Below are 18,602 nucleotides of genomic sequence, written 5' to 3' on the forward strand. Positions count from 1 at the left end.
GGACCCCCCGCCCCCCGGCGCAAGGGCGATTCAGATCATGCGGATCGCGTCCTTGTTGACGGCCAGCATGTAGCCGCGCCGGGCGATGTTCTTCACCAGAAGTTCCGACACGATCTGGTTGCCGAGCGCATCGCGCAGTCGCTTGATGCGGACCGCACCCGCCGCCTCGTCGCAGTCGGCGGCCTTGCGTCCGGTGATCACCGCCTCGATCTCGGCGCCCGACAGGACGTCGTCGTCCATCCGCGCCTCGGCCAGGACGGCCAGCGTCTCGATCGCCGCATCCGTCAGCTTGAACTCGAGGTCGTTCAGCACCACCGCCTTCTCGTTCCGGCTGATGAGGAGCGAGGAGACCTGGATCCCCTGCCGCTGGATCTCCACCATCCGACGGTTGAGCGCGACGATCATGACAAGGAAGACCAGCGCCGCGATCAGCAGCGCGGCCGCGAAGATCATCAGGATGAAGATGACGACCCGGTAGCTGGTCAGGACCTGGGCAAAGGCGGTCCCGGACTGCGCGAGGATCTCGAGCAGCTTGATCTGCTCGCTGGTGGTGAGCGCGTCGTTCTCGATGAAGATACGCTCGACCCGGGCGTTGAAGACGTTGGCGTCGGGGAGCGAGAAGAACAGGAAACCCGCCGCAAGGACCAGGGTCGCAATGATGCCTGCGATACCCCAGATCACCACGCGGTTTCCGGCCTTGATCGCCACCTGGGCGGTGTTGGGATAGTCGGACACGGCAGATTCCCGGCTAGGACGAACTAGCCAAGGATGGCGACAATCGCCAGAAGCGTCCAGCCCTCGCGGGCCAGCATCGGCGCCAGGGCGGCGGCGGCGGCATCCTTCGACCCGCAGGCGCTGTCGGGCAGCGTCGCCTCGCCCGCCCTGAGTTGGAGAGGGTTGTCCTGCTTGGCCTTGTACTTGACCGTGCAATCCGCCAGTGCAGGCGAAGCGAAGGTCAGTGCGGCAAGCGCCGCAAGGGCGGAAAGGGTTCGTTTCATCGGTTTCAGGCCCGTGGTTCGGGGAAGTTGCGATCAACCTGCGCTCGCAGGCGCGGTTAATCAATATCAAAGCCGGGTGCCCGCCCTGTTATCGAATATCGGGGCTGCGTAATTGCCTGTCCCCCCGGACTGCCCGCATCTGGTTTCCATGAGCCGCGGCCCCAGCGCCGCCTGAGCCCGGAGAACCAGGATGAAAAATCGCATCACCGCTGCCATCGTAGCAGCCGCCATCGCCATCACAACGGCCGCTCCGGCCCGTGCCGACAACAACGACCTGCTGAAAATGACCATCGGCGCAATCGGTGTCGGCCTTCTTGTCCACGAACTTGACAAGAAGAACCGGGAAGAGATCCGCAACGCCTCCGACAACGAATGGTCGGACGATCGCTGGTCAAACGAGCGCCGTCCCTATGACGGATACGGCAGCGCCTATCGCCACAAGGGCAAGATCATTCCTGCGCAGTGCGTCTTCGACGGCAAGGTCCGCGGGCGCTGGCGCGAGGTCGTCTCCTCGCGCTGCATGAGCGAATTCGGCGCCGCGCGCCGGCTTCCCGGCGAATGCCGGGTCGAGGTGAAGGCACGCGGAGACCGGCGTCACGCCTACGGACTCCATTGCCTGCAGGACAGGGGGTATCGCGTCGCCTGGTCCCGCCGGTAACGCGACACAAGACCAATCGAGCAGACGGCGTGCCTTCCCCTTTGAGCATGTCGTGACTGGGGTGGATGTTTCGGCATCCGCCCCTTTTTGCTTGCGGGCCCGCACGCATTCGCCAAAGTCGCCGCATGAAGACCAGACCCGACTTTTCGTTCGAGAGTGCCGCGCTCATGCGCGGGGTCACCCGTATCGCGGGCGTGGACGAAGCCGGTCGCGGCCCGCTGTGCGGCCCGGTCGTCGCGGCCGCGGTGCGGCTTGAACCCGGCTGCATTCCCGACGGGCTGAACGATTCCAAGGCGCTCAGCCCGGCACGCCGCGAGACGCTCTTTGACGCGATCAACGAGGTCGCGGAGGTCGCCTGGGCCGAGGCGAGCGTGGCCGAGATCGACGCGCTCAACATCCTGCGGGCCAGTCACCTGGCGATGGTGCGTGCACTGGATGCCCTGCCCGGCGGCGCCGACCTGGCCCTGATCGACGGCAACCTGGCCCCTCGCGACCTCGCGATCCCTGCCGAAACCATCGTGAAGGGCGATGCACGGTCGCTGTCGATCGCCGCCGCTTCGATCGTCGCCAAGGTGGTGCGCGATCGCATCATGGTGGATTTGGCGCAACAGCATCCCGGCTACGGCTGGGAGCGGAACGCCGGCTATCCGACGAAGGACCATCTTGAAGCCCTCCGAAATCTTGGGCCAACCCCACACCATAGGCGTTCGTTCCGGCCGGTGCACAACATCTTGTATCAAGAGCAAACTATAACCCCTTGATTCAAAAAAGAATTTGACGGCGAATCGGTCCTGAATCATCTTCGGTAGCAACAAGTCCGGCCCCCAAGACGCCGGGATACCGAACGGCGAAACGCCGAAGACGAGGCAGAGATGACGACGACCAAGGCCATGGGCGCGCAGGCGGCGCTGCCCCTCAACCAGATCCTTGCGGGCGACTGCATCGAGGTGATGCTCTCTCTCCCCGAGGGAAGCGTGGATCTCATCTTTGCCGATCCGCCCTACAATCTTCAGTTGCGCGGCGACCTGCACCGCCCAGACAACAGCCGCGTCGATGCGGTCGACGACCACTGGGACCAGTTTTCGAGCTTCGAGGCCTACGACCGCTTTACCCGCGACTGGCTGGCAGCGGCGCGGCGGCTGCTGAAGCCCAACGGCGCGATCTGGGTCATCGGCTCCTATCACAACGTCTTCCGGATGGGCGCGGAGTTGCAGAACCAGGGTTTCTGGATCCTGAACGACGTTGTCTGGCGCAAGTCGAACCCGATGCCCAACTTCCGCGGCAAGCGCCTGACCAACGCGCACGAGACGCTGATCTGGGCCTCGAAGTCAGAGGGCGGCAAATACACCTTCAACTACGAGGCGCTGAAGGCGCTGAACGAAGGCGTGCAGATGCGGTCGGACTGGGTCATTCCGCTGTGCACCGGGCATGAACGACTGAAGGACGCAGCCGGAGACAAGGCCCATCCGACGCAGAAGCCGGAGGCTCTCCTGCATCGCGTCATCGTCGGCACGACCAACCCCGGCGACGTGATCCTGGACCCCTTCTTCGGCACCGGCACGACAGGTGCGGTCGCGAAGATGCTGGGGCGGGATTTCATCGGGATCGAGCGCGAGGCGGCCTATCGCGCCGCAGCGGAAAAGCGCATCGCGAAGATCCGCAAGTTCGACCGCGAGGCGCTGGAAACCTCCGTGTCAAGGCGCGCGGAGCCGCGCGTGCCCTTCGGGCAGGTGGTCGAACGCGGCATGCTGAGGCCGGGTGAGCTTCTGACATCGCCGCGCGGAGCGACCGCGAAGGTGCGCGCCGATGGCACGCTTGTCGGCAGCGACGTCAAGGGCTCCATCCATCAGGTCGGCGCGCATCTGGAAGGGGCCCCGTCCTGCAACGGCTGGACCTACTGGCATTTCCGGCGCGAGGGCAAACTTGTTCCCATCGACATCCTGCGCCAGCAGATCCGCGCCGAGATGGGCGACGCGCAGTCCCACTGAATCCGCACGGTTACCGCCGGTGCCTGTGGCCTGACCCACGGCACGACACTTCCCCGCCGGGCGACCGGCGGGGCTTTTTTTGTGCACCACCTTCGTCCACTCTGCGCAGGCGGCACCGAAGCGGAAGAATCAGGGATGAAATCGCTGCGCGACGTCGAACGGCCCCTCGACGCGATCGAGGCCGAGGCGCATCTTCAGGCTGACCGGGCCGTCGCCAAGCTTGCGCGCGGCGCGGTGGGGCGGCCTACCCTTGCGCCGGAAATCGCTGCGCTGACGCGGTTGCTCGAACTCGCGCGGTTGGCCGCGGCGAAGGGGCGCCGGTCGATCGGACCGGGGCAGCCTGCGCGCGGCGCGGAAACGCTGGAAATGGCGCGGCGGCTCAAGGCGCTGCGCGGCCGCTTCAGGGCGTGGAGCCGGGTGCTGGAAGCGCTACACCAGATCGAGCGGCGCAGGGCCTTTCCGCTCTTGGATCGCGGCGGTCATCTGCTGGACATTTCGACGACCCAACGCGCGATTTCGGACCGGTCGTTCACGCAGGTCCACCGCGCTGTCAATCCGCAGGTGCAGGCAGCCTCTGCCGGTGAGCTCGGTTGCTTTCCCGACATCGCGCTCAGCGTCTCCCTGTTCACGGAGATCGCCCATCTCGCCTATCGGATCCTGCTGGCCCGGAAGACGGGCAGGCCGGCAAGGTTTCTGGATGTGGGCTGCGGCGGCGGCCTGAAGGTCGTGATCGCGGCGCAGTTTTTCGATCGCGCGGATGGGATCGAATTCGATCCCGGCTACGCCGAGACGGCGCGGCGCACCTTCGCGGCCGTGGACGCGCGGCGCTGCTCGGTCATCGAGGGCGACGCCCTGAGTTTCGAGGGATACGGCGATTACGACGTGATTTACCTTTACCGGCCGATGCGGAACGACGCCCTGCAGGCGGCGCTCGAGGCGCGTATCGTCGCGATGGCCCGGCCGGGAACCGTGATCCTGGCCCCGTTCGGCACGATGGATCTGCAAGTGGAAGGCTGTCGCGCGATCCAGTCGGCGGTCTTCGTGGCCGGGATCAGCGCCGCCGAAGCCGAGGGCCTGAGACGGGAGACCTTGCGCATGGGCCCGCATGTCGCCTCTCCCGACCGGCCATTGCCGCGTGATCTGGCCTGGCTGTCCCCGCTTTGGCTCGCGTGCGAGGCGAACGGGTTCTGTCCGGCCAACTGGCCCTGACCGGCCAAACCTAGCTGGCCCCCTTCGGCATCGGCAGGCGCCCGCGGTTGTAGTCCTGCCAGTCGGCGATGCCGGGATAGAACGCCTTGCGCCAGGCCCGCACGCGCGGGTTCATCCGCCGCCGCCACAGGGGCGGAACCATCGCAAGCGCCGTCATCGCGGGATAGCCGAGCGGCAGTTGCGGGGCGTCCGCGGCCCCGTAGGTCTGCAACAGGGGAAAGCGCCGGTCGGGCCGGATGTGGTGGTCGGAATGGCGCTGCAGGTTGATCAGCATCCAGTTCGAGGCGGTGTGATCGGCGTTCCAGGAATGATGCGGGCGCACCGGTTCATACCGCCCGTCGCCCAGATGCTCGCGGGTCAGCCCGTAGTGCTCGACGTAGTTCACCAGTTCAAGCTGCCAGACGGCGACCAGGGCCTGCCAGAGGAACAGGCCCAGACCCGCCCAGCCGCCGACGAGATACGCGGCCAGGATCGCCAGCGCCTGCAGCGCGCCGTAGCGCCAGAACGGGTTCGACCGGTGCCACATGGTCCGGTTCGCCCGCGCCAGCAACTGACGCTCCGCCCGCCAGGCGGAAGCCGGCCCTTCGCACAGGACGCGGGGGAAAAAGCGGTGGAACCCCTCATTGTAGCGCGCGGTCACCGCATCGCGGGGCGTCCCGACATAGCGGTGGTGCACCAAGAGATGCTCGGTGCGGAAATGGCTGTAGAGAACGGTCGCCAGAAGCAGGTCGCCAAGCCACCGTTCCAGCCGGTTGCCCTGATGCATCAACTCATGCGCGTAGGTGATCCCGATCGAGCCGGAGATCACGCCAAGCCCGAAGCCCAGCGCGATGCGTTCCCAGGCGGCCAGCGTATCGGTCTGCGTCACCCACCAGATCGTGCCGTAGACCGCGGTGACCTGGATCGGAAACCACAGAAGCGTGATCAGCCGATACCAGAAAAGGTCCCTCTCCGGCGTCGAAGGGTCGGGGTTCTCCGTGTTCCGGCCGAAGACGGCGTCAAGCAGCGTGACCCCGCACCAGCCGTAAAGCGGCAGCAGGAACACCGTCCATCCGCCGAAGTGGGCGCCGATGGCCGCCAGCGGTAAGAGGGCAAGCGAAATCCAGAATGGCAGGGCGGAAGACAGGCGTGACATGGATCCGGTCCTTGGCAATGGTCGCAGCCTAGTGATCCCGCCCCGGCGCCTCAACTGCGGCGAAAGCGCCCGACGCTACGTCAAGCGCCTTGCGCATCAGCGTCGGCAGGTCGGTGGGGCGAAAGTCATCCCGTGACACGAACGTGCCCGTCAGCGCGGCGGAACCAGGGGCCAGCCGCGCCGCGCGCACATCAAGCACAAGGTGAAAATGGGTGAAGGTGTGCCGCGCCGTGCCCGCAGGTTGCCAGTTTCCCTCTGCCGGGGGGGCGGGTTCGGCAGGTGCCTCGGACCAGTCGCTTCCGGGCCAGCCGAGCATGCCGCCCAGCAATCCGCGCTCAGGCCGCCGTTCCAGCAGCACCGCGCCATCGCTGCGGATGCCGACGAAAACGATGCCATGTCGCGTGGGTTTCGCCGGCTTCGCCGCCTTCGCGGGCAGCGCGGTTTCAAGACCCGACTGGCGCGCCAGACAGGCCGCCGCAAGCGGGCAAAGCGTGCAGGCGGGCTTGCGCGGGGTGCAGATCGTAGCTCCCAGGTCCATCATCGCCTGCGCATGATCGCCCGGCCGGTCGGCCGGTGTCAGCCGTGCGGCAAGCTCTGTCAGCCGCGGCTTGGCTGCGGGAAGGGGCGTGCGGACGGCGAACAGCCGCGCCACCACACGCTCCACATTGCCATCGACCACGGTCGCGGGTTCATCATGCGCTATCGCGGCGATGGCTGCGGCGGTGTAGGGGCCGATGCCGGGAAGCGCGCGCAACTCCGCGGCGGTCGAGGGAAAGCGCCCGCCATGATCGGCGGCAACCGTGCGCGCGCATCTGAGCAGGTTGCGGGCGCGCGCGTAGTAGCCAAGTCCCGCCCATTCGGCCATGACCCGGCCGTCCTCCGCGGCGGCCAGGTCGGCCACCGTCGGCCAGAGCAGGGTGAAGCGGCGGAAGTAGTCGCGCACGGCGGCAACCGTGGTCTGCTGGAGCATGACTTCGGACAGCCAGACGCGATAGGGATCGGGCCGGACGCCCTGCCGCCGTTCCTCGGGCCCGACACGCCAGGGCATCACGCGTGCCTGGCGGTCGTACCAGGCCAGCAATGCGCGGCCGATCTCCTCTTCACGCAACTTTTCGCTCTCCGGCAGGGCGAGTTTCTGGGCAACGCCCGCTTTTCCGCCTAACATAGCCCAGAACTTCCGGAAGGACAGGGATGACGGACGCAGATTCTCGGCCAGAGCGGCGGCGGCGCGGCTTCGAGACCGCCGCAACCCTGTTGTCCGGACGGATCCGGAAACTGGGTGAGGGGCGCGGCTTTGCGGTCTCGCGGCTCCTGACGCACTGGGCCGAAGTGGTGGGCGAGGATATCGCGGGCGTGGCCATGCCGGTCAAGGTCAGCTATCCGCGCGACGGGTTCGGGGCGACGCTCACCATCCTCACCACAGGCGCCTCGGCGCCCCTGGTCCAGATGCAGGTTCCGACGATCCGCGATCGGGTCAACGCCTGCTACGGCTACAACGCGATATCCCGCATCGCGATAACCCAGACGGCGCCGACCGGCTTTTCCGACGGCCAGGCCGCATTCGAGCCTGCGCCGGCGATCCGGGAGGCGCCCATCGACCCCGCGAGGGCCGAAGCTGCGCGCAGGCTGGCGCGGGGCGTCGGCGACGAAGGGCTGCGGGCCGCCCTTGAAGCGCTGGGGGAAAAAGTCTTATCTCGCAGCGGGAAACAGAAAGGCTGATCTCATGTCGAAGAAACTGAAGCTGGCCGCACTCGTGGTCGCGGGCGTCGCCGGCGGCGCATGGTGGGCTTCCCAGCCGGAAGCGAACCTGCCACCGTCCCTGTCCACCGCTGCCGAGGCGCAAACAGCGGCAGCGACCTCCGAGGCGGCACTGGTGCCCGACATGGTGCTTGGGCAGGAAGACGCGGCGGTCACGGTCATCGAGTATGCCTCGTTCACCTGCCCGCATTGCCAGAATTTCCACGAAACCGTCTTCGATCAACTCAAGGCGGACTACATCGACACCGGCAAGATCCGCTTCGTCTACCGCGAGGTCTATTTCGACAAGTTCGGGCTCTGGGCCGCGATGGTCGCACGCTGCGGCGGGGCGGAGAAGTACTTCGGCATCTCCGACATGATCTACGACACGCAGAAGGAATGGCTTGCCGCCGAGAACGAGGCGGGCATCGCCGACAAACTGCGCAAGATCGGGCTGAAGGCGGGCATCGCGCCGGACGCGCTCGACGCCTGCCTGAAAGACAACGATATGGCCAAGGCGATGGTCGCCAACTACCAGACCAACGCCACCAACGACGAGATCACGGGAACGCCGAGCTTCATCATCGACGGACAGAAGTATTCGAACATGTCCTACGAGGACTTCGCGAAGATCCTGGACGAAAAGCTCGCGAACTGACCATGACACCACTTGCCGGGCTTAAGGTGGTCGAACTGGCCCGCATCCTGGCCGGTCCCTGGGCCGGTCAGACGCTTGCGGATCTGGGCGCGGGCGTGATCAAGGTCGAGGCGCCGGAGGGTGACGATACCCGGCGCTGGGGGCCGCCATTCATCGACCGTGACGGCGACAGGTCTGCCGCCTATTTCCACGCCTGCAATCGCGGCAAGCGATCGGTCATCGCCGATTTCCGCACCGCTGAGGGACAGGCCTTCGTTCGCGATCTGGTACGCGACGCCGACATCGTGATCGAGAATTTCAAGGTCGGCGGGCTGGCCAAGTACGGGCTGGACTACGCGGGCCTGCGCGCGGTCAACCCGCGGATCATCTACTGTTCGATCACCGGGTTCGGGCAGGACGGCCCCTACGCCCACCGCGCCGGCTATGACTACATCATCCAGGGCATGGGCGGCCTGATGAGCGTGACGGGCGATCCCGCAGGACAGCCGCAGAAGGTGGGTGTCGCGGTCGCAGACATCTTCACCGGCGTCTATGCGGCGACCGCGATCCTCGCGGCCGTCCACCAGCGGGCCACGACCGGCGTCGGCCAGCAGATCGACATGGCGCTTCTGGACGTCACCGTCGCCGTCATGGCGAACCAGGCGATGAACTACCTTGCCACCGGCAAGACCCCCGGCCGGATCGGCAACGCGCACCAGAACCTCGTGCCCTACGCGGTCTTCGACTGCGCGGATGGCTGGATCATCCTGGCGACAGGGAACGACGCGCAGTATCGCCGGCTGTGTGCCATCCTCGGCGTCGCGGACCTGGGAGAGATGCCGGAGTACCGGACGAATGCCGACCGCATCGCCAACCGCGTCGCACTGACCGAACGGTTGACGGCGCGCACACGGCTCTGGAAGAAGGCCGACCTCTTGGCCGCTTGCGAGGCAGAGGGCGTGCCCGCAGGGCCGATCAATGACCTGTCGGAGGTCTTCGCCGATCCGCAGGTCGTCGCGCGCGGGATGAAGATCGAACGCGACGGTGTGCCCGGCGTGCGCGCGCCCTTCCGCTTTTCCGGCGCCGACCTGGCGCTGGACCGGCCGTCGCCCAAGCTTGGCGAACACGATGCCGAGGTGAAACGCGGCCGCGGCTGAAAGCGGCGGAAGCGGGGGGCCGTCTGCCCCCCGCACCCCCCGAGAGTACTTGGACCAGACTGAAAGGGTCAAAGACCGAGGTCTGCGAGGCGCCGGTCGATCTCGGCCCAGTTCTCGATATGCAGGCGGACCGGTAGAGTCACCACGTCGCGACGGAAATCGTCGGGCAACCGGACTGCATCCTTCTCCGTGGTCACAAGCTGGAGGCCGCGCGCCTGCGCTTCGGCGGAGAGCCGGTGCAGGAGCGGCGGGCTGAAGCTCTGGTGATCCTCGAGCGCCTCGGCCCGCACGATCTCGGCGCCGAGCGCGCGCAGGGTGGCGAAGAACTTTTCCGGGTGGCCTATGCCTGCGAAGGCAAGGACGCGAAGGCCGTCCCAGTCCATGCCCGTGGGGAGCGGGCGAAGCTCTCCAGTCACCGGCGGGGCGTGCAACAGGCCACCCCAGCGCCCGAGGAACCCGACCCGGGCCGCGGCAGGGCCGATCGAGAGGACGAGGTCGGCGCGGGCAAGGCCGACCGGCACGGGTTCGCGCAAGGGGCCCGCGGGCAGGCAACGGCCGTTGCCGAACCCCCGTTCCGCGTCCACCACCACGATCGACAGGTCCTTGGCCAGCGCAGGGTTCTGGAAGCCGTCGTCGAGGATGACTGCCTGAGCCCCCGCAGCCACGGCCGCGCGCGCGCCGGCGGCGCGGTCCCTTGCGACCCAGGTCGGAACAAAGGCCGCGAGGAGCAGCGGTTCGTCGCCGGTATCTGCGGCGGTGTGGAGACGTTCGTCGACGCGCACGGGGCCTGCCAGCCGTCCGCCATGGCCGCGGCTGACCACATGCGCGGCGATACCGCGTTCGGCCAGTCTTTGGGCCAGCGCGATTACGGTCGGCGTCTTGCCGGTTCCGCCGACGTTAAGATTGCCCACGCACAGGACCGGCACCCCGACCTGTTCGGGCCGTCCCCTTGCCAGCCGGAGCGCCGTGAACGCGGCATAGATCCGTCCGACGGGGCCGAGCGCGCGGGCGCGCCAGCCGGGGTGATCGGGATCGGTGAACCAGAAGGCAGGTGCTCCCATCAGGCCGCCTCCGTCGTCCGGTCGCGGCGGGAGGCGAGCGTCTCGAGGATCGCCTGGGCGACACGGTCGGTGACCTCGGCGCCGCCCGAACTGACAGCCCAGGCATTGTGCGCCAGAAGGGCCGCGCGGTCGGGGGCCATCAGTTCCGATATCGTCGACGCCAGCGCCTCGGGCGTGGCGGCGCAGCGCGTCGCGCGCGCCTCGGCCAGACGGCCGTAGGCATCAGGGTAGGGATTCAGGTGCGGGCCATGCATGATTGCCGAACCCAAGGCGGCGGCCTCGAACGGATTGCGCCCGGCGCCGCCCGGCAGAAGCGTGCCGCCCATGAAGGTCACCGGTGCCAGCCTGTACCACAGGCCCATCTCGCCTTCGGTATCCGCGATGTAGGCCTGAACCTCCGGATCGGGTTCCTCGTCCGCGGACCGGCGCGCGACCACCCACCCCTCGCGCGAGAGCCGTTCGGAGAGCGCGGGCCCGCGCGAGGGGTTGGCCGGCGCGATGATGAGGAGCATGCGGTGCGAAAGCCGCATCGCATGGGCATGCGCCGCGATCACCGCTTCTTCCTCGGCCTCGGGACAGGCGGCGGCGAACCAGACCGGCCGCGCCTGCAGAAGCTGCGCCAGCACCTCGCGTTCCGCCTCGTTGCAGGTGAGCGGTTCGCTCGTCTCCTCGATCCGGCCGGCGATCTCGATGCGCCCGACGGGGGCGCCAAGGCGTTGCAGCCCCCGGGCGCTGTCGGGATCCTGGGCGAGAAGCCGCGAGAAACGCCCCAGCAGCGATGCGGTCATTCCACGCCGCAGACGTGCGCCGAGCGAAAGCCTGGCCGGGGCAGAGGCATCGACCAGAAGCAGGGGCACCCCGCGCCCGTGCGCCGCGACCACAAGGGCGGCGGGCAGGTCCGACCCGGCGAGGACGGCGACATCGGGTGCCCAGTGGTCAAGGAACCGGTCCGCCTCGGCCGGGGCCTCCGGCGGCAGCGCATCGGCCCTGGTCGCCTTGGGAAATCCGGCCAGGGCCGGCGGCGCGGCCTCCGTCGTCACCAGCAGGTGCAGCGATTTCTGTTCCCGCACGAGGCGCTGCGCCAGTTGCGCGAGGCTCGCGAGCGAAGCGGAGCGGCCGGCATGGAGCCAGACCAGCGCGCCCTTTGGGCGGGCCTCACGATCGGGCCGCGCCTCGGGCTGGGACCGCCGCGCGGCCAGAAGGTAGGCCCAGAGCAGGAGGGAACGCCCCATTGCGCGGCCTCAGGAACCGAGTTCCTCGGTCGGGCCGGCGGACAGTTCCTCATCGCGAAGGCGATGGATATGCGCGATGAAATAACGCATGTGCGCGTCGTCCACCGTGCGCTGCGCCTCGGCCTTCCAGGCGTCGTAGGCACTGGCGTAGTCGGGAAAGATGCCGACGACATGGATCTTCGAGACATCGCGGAAGACACTTTTCGTCGGCGTCACGAGTTCCCCGCCAAATACGAGGTGAAGGCGCTGGGTCATCCCGGACTCCCTTGAGGTCGGTCGGCGGTCAACCTAGTGCATGCGCCGGGGGGGCTCAAGCCAAGCCGTCACCGGGGATGGTTGGATTTCCCCGCGGTTTGTCGGAATATGCCCGCCAGTCATGGCGATCCCCGTGACCAAGAGGGCCCTGATGGCGCGACGCAAGACCATAGCAGATGTTGCCGTAGAGGCGGGCGTCAGCGTCGCGACCGTCGACCGCGTGCTGAACGGGCGCGAGGCGGTGCGGGAAATCACCGCGCGCCGGGTCTATGAGGCCGCCCACAGGATCGGCTACCATGCCGCGCCGCTGATCGGTCAGAGGATGCAGACCCGGCTGCCCGCGATGCGCTTCGGCTTCGTGCTGCACAAGGAAAAGCAGACCTTCTATCAGAACTTCGCCAGCGAGATCGCGAATGCCGTGCGGGGGGCGCAGACAGTCCGGGGCGAACACCTCATCGAATTCGCGGCATCGCAGGCACCCTCCGATTTCGCCGCGCTCATGCGCGGGATGATCGGGCGCGTGGATGCGATTGCTGCAACCGCCGTCACCCACCACGAGGTCACCGAGGCGGTCCAGGAACTCAAGGCGGCGGGCATACCGTGTTTTGCGCTGCTGAACGACTTCGCCCAGGGGGTGAGGCAGAACTACGTCGGGCTGAACAACCTGAAGGTGGGGCGCATCGCCGCCTCCATGCTTGTCACCGCGATCCACCGTCCGGGCAAGATCGCGGTCTTCGTCGGCGGCTATCGCTGGCACGGGCATGAGTTGCGCGAAACCGGACTGCGCAGCTATTTCCGCGAAAGCGCGCCGCAGTTCACGATCCTCGACACGCTGGTGAACCTGGAGACGCGTCAACTGACCTACGAGGCGACGCTCGACCTCCTGGCACGTCACCCGGACCTGCGCGGCATCTACTGCGCCGGCGGCGGGATGGAGGGCGCGATCGCCGCCCTGCGCGAGGTGCGGAAACCTGGCGACGTCGCGCTTGTCGTCAATGAACTGACGCCGGAATCGCGCAGCGCGCTTCTCGACCGCTACGTGACGCTGGTGATCTCGACCCCGCTTGGCGACCTGTGCCGGGACGTCGTGGCGCTCATGGCCGACGCCGTGGCGAACGGGATGTCGAACATCGCCGGGCAGCATTTCCTGCCGCCCGACCTTTTCATCCCCGAATCCGTGTGAGCGGCCTCAGCGCCCCTTCCAGACCGGATCGCGCTTTTCGGCGAAGGCGCGCGCGCCCTCAAGCTGGTCTTCGGAGGAATAAAGCCGGTCCACCGTCGGCATCTGCCGCTTGGTAATGCGGTTGAGCGCGTCCTGAAAACGCATGTTCTCCGCCTCGCGCACGACCTCCTTGATCGCCGCATAGACAAGCGGCGGGCCGGATTCGAGCAGCCGCGCAAGCTCCCAGGCCTTGTCCAGAAGCGACTCGCGGGTCGTGATCTCCTTCACGATCCCCCAGCGGTGCGCCTCTTCGGCATCGAACCAGCGCCCGGTCAGAAGCAGGTCCATGGCGACGTGGTAGGGTATGCGCTTGGGCAGCTTGATCGAGGCTGCGTCGGCCACCGTGCCCGAGCGGATTTCCGGCAGCGCGAAGGTCGCGTTGTCCGAACAGAGGATGAGGTCAGCCGACAGCGCCAGTTCCAGCCCGCCGCCGCAGCAGATGCCGTTGACCGCGGCAATCACCGGCTTGTTGAGGTTGGGCAGTTCCTGCAGCCCGCCGAACCCGCCCACGCCGTAATCGCCGTCGACCGCATCGCCCGCCGCCGCCGCCTTCAGGTCCCATCCGGGGCAGAAGAACTTGTCCCCTTCGGCCCGGATGACCGCCACGCGCAGGCTGTCGTCGTCGCGGAAGTCGCGAAAGGTCAGCCCCATGATCCGGCTGGTGACGAGGTCGATCGCATTGGCCTTCGGCCGGTCGAGAGTGACCTCGAGAATGCCGCCTTCGCGCCGGGTCCGGATCGGCCCCTCCGTCCGCATCTGCATGTCCGCCATCAGAACGCCTCCCTTATCAATGCATCTACCGCGACCGCCCCGGTTTCGCGCACGAGGATCGGGTTGATCTCGATTTCTTCCAGCTCCGGCCGCGCGGTCATCAGCGCGCCAAGCCCGACCGCGATATCGGCCACCGCCTCCATGTCGGCCCGCGCCCGCCCGCGATAGCCGTCCAGAAGCGGCCAGAGCCGCAGGCCCCGCATCGCGGCCAGGATCTCCTCCCGGCCCGCGGGCAGGACCAGCGTCACGGTATCGGCCATGATCTCGGCCGTCACGCCGCCAAGGCCCAGCGTCAGCGTCACGCCGTAGACCGGATCGCGCCTGAGGCCGAGCAGGATTTCGGCCACCGTTCCGGTGACCATCTCCTCGGCTAGATAGCCCTGCGCGCCTGGCATCTCTGCCTGACCGTCCAGCGTCGCCAGGCCCAGACGGACAGCCCCCGCCTCGGTCTTGTGGGCAAATCCAAGCCCCTTGAGCGCCAGCGGCGGCCTCAACCCTTCCGCCTTCTGCCGCACTTCGTCGAGCGTGCGGCCGAGAACGCCCTTGGGGATCGCGACCCCGGCAACCTGCAGAAGTCGCTTGCCCTCGGCCTCGTCCAGCATCCGTGCCTCGCGCGGCGCGACGGCCGCCAGCGGGCGCCACCCCGGCGCACACGCCGGCGTCATCGCGGCCTTCAGCGCGCCCAGCGCGGTCTCCAGCCCCATTAGCGGCGCCACCCCCGCCTCGATCATCGCGATCGCCCGGCCCTCGTCAAAGTTCTCTGGCAGCGAGGCGACCGGAAAGGCCGGCTTTCCGGTGATCCGCCCGGCCGCGACGATGGCATCGAGCGCGGGCTGGAACGAGGACGGGTCACAACGGTCCGGCCGGGGCGGGTCGATGACGTAGATGCCGGCGTCATAACCCTCCAGCATGGTGGAAAAGACCGCCTCGGTCCGCGGCCCGTCCCCCCAGATGAAGGTGTGATAATCAAGGGGATTGGCGATGGTGACGATGGGCCCCAGGATATCGCCCAGCCGCCGGCGCTGGTCGTCGGTCGGCGGCTCGAACACATGGCCGAAGGGCGCGGCCAGATCGGCGACAAGCCCCGCCTCGCCCCCGGAACAGGAACAGGAACAGATCCGCGAACCGATCTTCGGGCCGTGAACGTGAAAGATCTTGAGCGTCTCGAGCAGTTCGGACAGCGTGTCGACCTCGGCCACGCCCGCCTGCCGCAGGAAGGCCGAGGACGCCGCACCACCCCCCGCAAGCGAGGCGGTGTGTGAGGCCGCCGCCGTCCGCGAGGCTTCGGTCTTGCCGGACTTGACGCAGACAATCCCCTTGCCCGCCGCGCGCGCCGCCTCGGCAAGGGCCGCAAAGGCGGGAGCGTCGTCGATCCCCTCGACATACATGCCGATGGCGGTCACGCGGTCGTCGGCCAGTAGCGCACCGGCAAGCTCCGCCAGGCCGATCTGCGCCGCGTTGCCAAGGCAGGCGACATAGGCCACCGGCAGCCCGCGCGCCTGCATGGTCAGGTTGATCACGATGTTGGAGGACTGCGACAGCAGCGCCACGCCCCGCTCCACCCGCCGGCCGCCATGCTGGTCGGGCCAGAGCAGGGCCCCGTCGAGGTAGTTGATGACGCCGTAGCAGTTGGGGCCGAGAATCGGCATGTTCCCCGCCGCCGCCACAAGCCGCGACTGCAGCTCCGGCTCACCGGCCTCGGTCCAGCCGGAGGCGAAGCAGATCGCACCACCCGCCCCGCGCGCCGCAAGGTCGGCCACCACATCGATGCTCGCGTACCGGTTCACGCCGATGAAGGTGGCATCCGGCGCCTCGGGAAGATCCGCGACAGAGGGATAGGCCCGCAGCCCGCCGATTTCGGCCTTCGTCGGATGAACCGGCCAGACTGGCCCCTCGAAGCCCATCTTCCGGCACTGCTCGATAACATTCGCCGCCCAGCCGGAGCCGAGAACGGCGATGCTTCGGGGCCGCAGAAGCCGACCAAGATCGCGGCTCATGCCCGGCGTCCTTGCAGGCGGCGCTCGCCGGGGGCGCTGCCCCCGGACCCCCGGGATACTTGGAAAAAGAAGAAGAAGGGCACGCTTCGCCCCCGCAGGGACGAAGCGCCTTCTCCTTTTACGGTCATCGGCGTCCCCGCCTGTACCGTGAACCGAACATTGCGCATGAAGGTTAACATTCTCTTGCTTCTTCTTTTTCCAAGTATCCTCGGGGGGAGCTCCGGGCCTGCCCGGAGCCGGGGGGCAGACAGCCCCCCGCCTTACGCTCCGAACGGACGCAGGAGTTCCCGGCTGATGATGTGGCGCTGGATCTCGGACGTGCCTTCCCAGATCCGCTCCACCCGCGCGTCGCGCCAGATACGTTCGAGCGGGAGTTCGTCCATCAGTCCCATTCCGCCGTGAATCTGGATCGCCTCGTCGGCGATCATCGCCAGAACCTCGGTCGCTTTCAGCTTCGCCATCGACATGTCGGCCTCGGTCACCGACCTCTGGTCATACTTCCATGCCGCCTCGCGCGTCAGCAGTTCGGCGGCCTTCAGTTCCATCGCCATGTCCGCCAGCTTGAAGGAAATGCCCTGGAACTTGCCGATCTTCTGGCCGAACTGCTCGCGTTCGGCCGCGTAAGCAATCGCGTGCGCGAGCGCCCTCTCGGCCCGGCCGAGGCAGGTCGAGGCAACCTGGAGGCGGGTCGCGCCGAGCCAGGCGTTGGCAACCTCGAAGCCCTTGTGCACCTCGCCGAGGATCTGACGCCGGTTCAGCCGGCAGTCGTCGAACTCCAGCACCGCATTCGTATAGCCGCGGTGGGAAACGTTGCGATACCCCTCCCGGACCGTGAACCCCCTGGTACCCTTGTCGACGAAGAAGGCGGTGATCTTCTTTTTCGGGCCGCGCGGTGTCTGCTCCTCCCCCGTGGCCATGAAGACGATGGCGAAGCCCGCGATGTCGGCGTGGCTGATGAAGTGCTTCGTCCCGTTCAGGATCCAGTCATCGCCGTCCTGCCGCGCGCTGGCCTTCATGCCGCGAAGGTCCGACCCCGCGCCGGGTTCGGTCATCGCGAGGCAATCCCAGGTTTCTCCGCGGATGCAGGGGTAAAGGTACTGCTCGCGCTGTTCATCGTTCCCGGCCAGAAGGATGTTGGAGGGGCGCGCGACGCAGGTCCAGTGCAGCGCGTAATTGGCCCGGCCCAGTTCCTTTTCGTAAAGAAGCCAGGTGAGCGTATCGAGACCGGCACCGCCGACCTCTTCGGGCATGTTGGCGGCGTAAAGGCCCGCGGCCATCGCCTTGGCCTGCAGTTCCCTGATCAGCTCGATCGGCAGATGGCCCGTCCGCTCAATCGTCTGCTCGTGCGGGTAAAGCTCGTTCTCGACGAAGGCGCGCGTCGTGTCGACGATCATCTGCTGTTCTTCGGTCAGACCGAAATGCATGGCATGTCCTTCCAGCATGGGGCGATTTGCACTGGTTAGCAGGGATTGCACCCGGTTTTCGTGCAGATTATGACATCAATCATGCCGATCTGGATGAAAAACACCGACCGGAGCTGCCAGGTTCTGCTGTGGCTGTTCGAGCGTTTCTCGATGCATTGCCTGGCCAATGTCGTCGAACCGCTGCGCGCGGCCAACACCATCGCCCGACGCCAGGTCTTCGACTGGCGGTTCGTCACCCTGGACGGCCGGGGTGTCGCCTCCTCTTCCGGTCTGCCGGTGCTGCCACATGCCGCAATTGCCGAAGCGGAGCGCGCGGACCTGCTGTTCGTCCTGCCAAGCTATGACGCGCGGAGCCACGCCACACCGCGCTGCCTTGCGGCCCTGCGCGAAGCGGCACAACGTCACGAGGTCGTGGCCGGCATGGACATGGGAAGCTGGCTGATGGCGCGGGCGGGCCTGCTGAAGGGGCGTCGGGCGACAATTCACTGGGACGAGATCGACGCCTTCGCCGAGACCTTTCCGGATGTCGAGGTCGAGCATCGGCGTTATGTCATCGACGGCAACCTGATGTCCTCGGGCGGCGCGATGACGGCCTTCGACCTGACCACGCGGCTGATCGGGGATCTCTTGGGCGAGGGCATGCGGCTCGAGGTGGCGGCCTTGTTCATGTCCGCGGACGTCGAGCGTCCGGATGAGCCGCTGCGCCATCGCCCGCGCGGGCGCCTTGTCGAATCGGCGATCGCACTGATGCGGTCGCATGTCGAGGAACCTCTGGCCTTGCCGGAGATCGCACGGCGGCTGGGCGTCGGCCTGCGCGAACTGGAGGCACGGTTCGATGCAGAACTGGGTGCGGGACCGCGCAACGTGTACCGGAGCCTCAGGCTCTCGACCGCGCGCAGATATGTCGAGCAATCCGCCTACCCCGTATCCGAGATCGCCTTGCGCTGCGGGTATCGTGACGCTTCGGCCATGACGCGGGCCTTTCGTGCCGAATTCGGGGTGACGCCCCGCAGCCTGCGCAGGGGTTGAGCATTTCTCTCGGTGTCACAACCAGATGTTGACAGGGACTGGGGGCTGCTGAACAAGATGCAGTCCGGGAATTGGCGCATGCCATCGGGACA

At 67.3% G+C, this 18,602-nt stretch carries 19 protein-coding genes; 9 read left to right on the plus strand and 10 right to left on the minus strand.

All coding sequences use genetic code 11. The features are described 5' to 3' along the window. Positions 1-30: 30 nt before the first annotated feature. Complete coding sequence (locus N5I32_RS15445) at positions 31-735, minus strand: winged helix-turn-helix domain-containing protein (RefSeq protein WP_261496814.1); 705 nt, start codon at positions 733-735, stop codon at positions 31-33. Positions 736-758: 23 nt separating this feature from the next. After that, positions 759-998: a hypothetical protein gene (locus N5I32_RS15450; RefSeq protein WP_261496815.1), complete on the minus strand. Its 240-nt coding sequence runs from the start codon at positions 996-998 to the stop codon at positions 759-761. Positions 999-1,188: 190 nt separating this feature from the next. Here N5I32_RS15450 and N5I32_RS15455 point away from each other — a divergent pair, with 190 nt between their 5' ends. The 4 genes from N5I32_RS15455 to N5I32_RS15470 all read left to right on the plus strand — a co-directional run bounded on the left by N5I32_RS15455 (position 1,189) and on the right by N5I32_RS15470 (position 4,853). Beyond that, positions 1,189-1,656 carry a hypothetical protein gene (locus N5I32_RS15455; protein WP_261496816.1) on the plus strand — a complete coding sequence of 156 codons (468 nt, stop codon included), beginning with the start codon at positions 1,189-1,191 and terminating at the stop codon, positions 1,654-1,656. Positions 1,657-1,781: 125 nt separating this feature from the next. Further along, positions 1,782-2,417, plus strand: coding sequence for a ribonuclease HII (rnhB, locus tag N5I32_RS15460; protein WP_261496817.1), 636 nt, complete (start codon positions 1,782-1,784; stop codon positions 2,415-2,417). Positions 2,418-2,528: 111 nt separating this feature from the next. Next, complete coding sequence (locus N5I32_RS15465; protein WP_261496818.1) at positions 2,529-3,644, plus strand: site-specific DNA-methyltransferase; 1,116 nt, start codon at positions 2,529-2,531, stop codon at positions 3,642-3,644. 135 nt (positions 3,645-3,779) lie between these two features. Next, entirely contained in the window at positions 3,780-4,853 is a 1,074-nt protein-coding gene (locus N5I32_RS15470) for a class I SAM-dependent methyltransferase (RefSeq protein WP_261496819.1), read from the plus strand. A gap of 10 nt (positions 4,854-4,863) precedes the next feature. Here the strand turns inward: N5I32_RS15470 and N5I32_RS15475 are convergent, their stop codons facing one another. Next, entirely contained in the window at positions 4,864-5,988 is a 1,125-nt protein-coding gene (locus N5I32_RS15475; protein ID WP_261496820.1) for an alkane 1-monooxygenase, read from the minus strand. Between the two features lie 28 nt (positions 5,989-6,016). Then, positions 6,017-7,153 carry an A/G-specific adenine glycosylase gene (gene mutY / locus N5I32_RS15480; protein ID WP_261496821.1) on the minus strand — a complete coding sequence of 379 codons (1,137 nt, stop codon included), beginning with the start codon at positions 7,151-7,153 and terminating at the stop codon, positions 6,017-6,019. 26 nt (positions 7,154-7,179) lie between these two features. Here mutY and N5I32_RS15485 point away from each other — a divergent pair, with 26 nt between their 5' ends. The 3 genes from N5I32_RS15485 to N5I32_RS15495 are packed head-to-tail and all read left to right on the plus strand — an operon-like array spanning position 7,180 to position 9,519. Then, the gene (locus N5I32_RS15485) at positions 7,180-7,707 is read left to right on the plus strand and encodes a DUF721 domain-containing protein (RefSeq protein WP_261496822.1); all 528 of its coding nucleotides are present in this window, start codon (positions 7,180-7,182) and stop codon (positions 7,705-7,707) included. Between the two features lie 4 nt (positions 7,708-7,711). After that, positions 7,712-8,383, plus strand: coding sequence for a DsbA family protein (locus N5I32_RS15490; protein ID WP_261496823.1), 672 nt, complete (start codon positions 7,712-7,714; stop codon positions 8,381-8,383). Between the two features lie 2 nt (positions 8,384-8,385). Further along, positions 8,386-9,519, plus strand: coding sequence for a CaiB/BaiF CoA transferase family protein (locus tag N5I32_RS15495; protein ID WP_261496824.1), 1,134 nt, complete (start codon positions 8,386-8,388; stop codon positions 9,517-9,519). 68 nt (positions 9,520-9,587) lie between these two features. Here the strand turns inward: N5I32_RS15495 and lpxK are convergent, their stop codons facing one another. The 3 genes from lpxK to N5I32_RS15510 are packed head-to-tail and all read right to left on the minus strand — an operon-like array spanning position 9,588 to position 12,067. After that, positions 9,588-10,580, minus strand: coding sequence for a tetraacyldisaccharide 4'-kinase (gene lpxK / locus N5I32_RS15500; protein ID WP_261496825.1), 993 nt, complete (start codon positions 10,578-10,580; stop codon positions 9,588-9,590). After that, positions 10,580-11,812: a 3-deoxy-D-manno-octulosonic acid transferase gene (locus N5I32_RS15505; protein ID WP_261496826.1), complete on the minus strand. Its 1,233-nt coding sequence runs from the start codon at positions 11,810-11,812 to the stop codon at positions 10,580-10,582. The genes lpxK and N5I32_RS15505 overlap by 1 nt, the downstream gene beginning before the upstream one ends. 9 nt (positions 11,813-11,821) lie before the next feature. Further along, a complete protein-coding gene (locus N5I32_RS15510) occupies positions 11,822-12,067 on the minus strand; it encodes a DUF4170 domain-containing protein (protein ID WP_261496827.1) in 246 nt (81 codons plus the stop codon). 151 nt (positions 12,068-12,218) lie between these two features. On the opposite strand from N5I32_RS15510, the gene N5I32_RS15515 reads away from it, so the two are divergent. Next, positions 12,219-13,250, plus strand: coding sequence for a LacI family DNA-binding transcriptional regulator (locus N5I32_RS15515; RefSeq protein ID WP_261496828.1), 1,032 nt, complete (start codon positions 12,219-12,221; stop codon positions 13,248-13,250). Between the two features lie 6 nt (positions 13,251-13,256). Here N5I32_RS15515 and N5I32_RS15520 read toward each other — a convergent pair whose 3' ends face one another. The 3 genes from N5I32_RS15520 to N5I32_RS15530 form a co-directional block, all read right to left on the minus strand. Next, positions 13,257-14,060: a carnitinyl-CoA dehydratase gene (locus N5I32_RS15520; protein WP_261496829.1), complete on the minus strand. Its 804-nt coding sequence runs from the start codon at positions 14,058-14,060 to the stop codon at positions 13,257-13,259. Beyond that, entirely contained in the window at positions 14,060-16,057 is a 1,998-nt protein-coding gene (locus N5I32_RS15525) for an acetate--CoA ligase family protein (protein ID WP_261496830.1), read from the minus strand. Before N5I32_RS15525 ends, N5I32_RS15520 begins: the two co-directional genes overlap by 1 nt. Positions 16,058-16,317: 260 nt before the next feature. Continuing rightward, positions 16,318-17,481, minus strand: coding sequence for an acyl-CoA dehydrogenase family protein (locus N5I32_RS15530; RefSeq protein ID WP_261496831.1), 1,164 nt, complete (start codon positions 17,479-17,481; stop codon positions 16,318-16,320). Between the two features lie 81 nt (positions 17,482-17,562). Between N5I32_RS15530 and N5I32_RS15535 the strand changes: the two genes are divergently transcribed. Further along, a complete protein-coding gene (locus N5I32_RS15535) occupies positions 17,563-18,510 on the plus strand; it encodes a GlxA family transcriptional regulator (protein ID WP_261496832.1) in 948 nt (315 codons plus the stop codon). Positions 18,511-18,602: the final 92 nt, after the last annotated feature.

The sequence above is a fragment of the Albidovulum sediminis genome (assembly GCF_025380365.1).
GTDB classification, from domain to species: domain Bacteria; phylum Pseudomonadota; class Alphaproteobacteria; order Rhodobacterales; family Rhodobacteraceae; genus Albidovulum; species Albidovulum sediminis.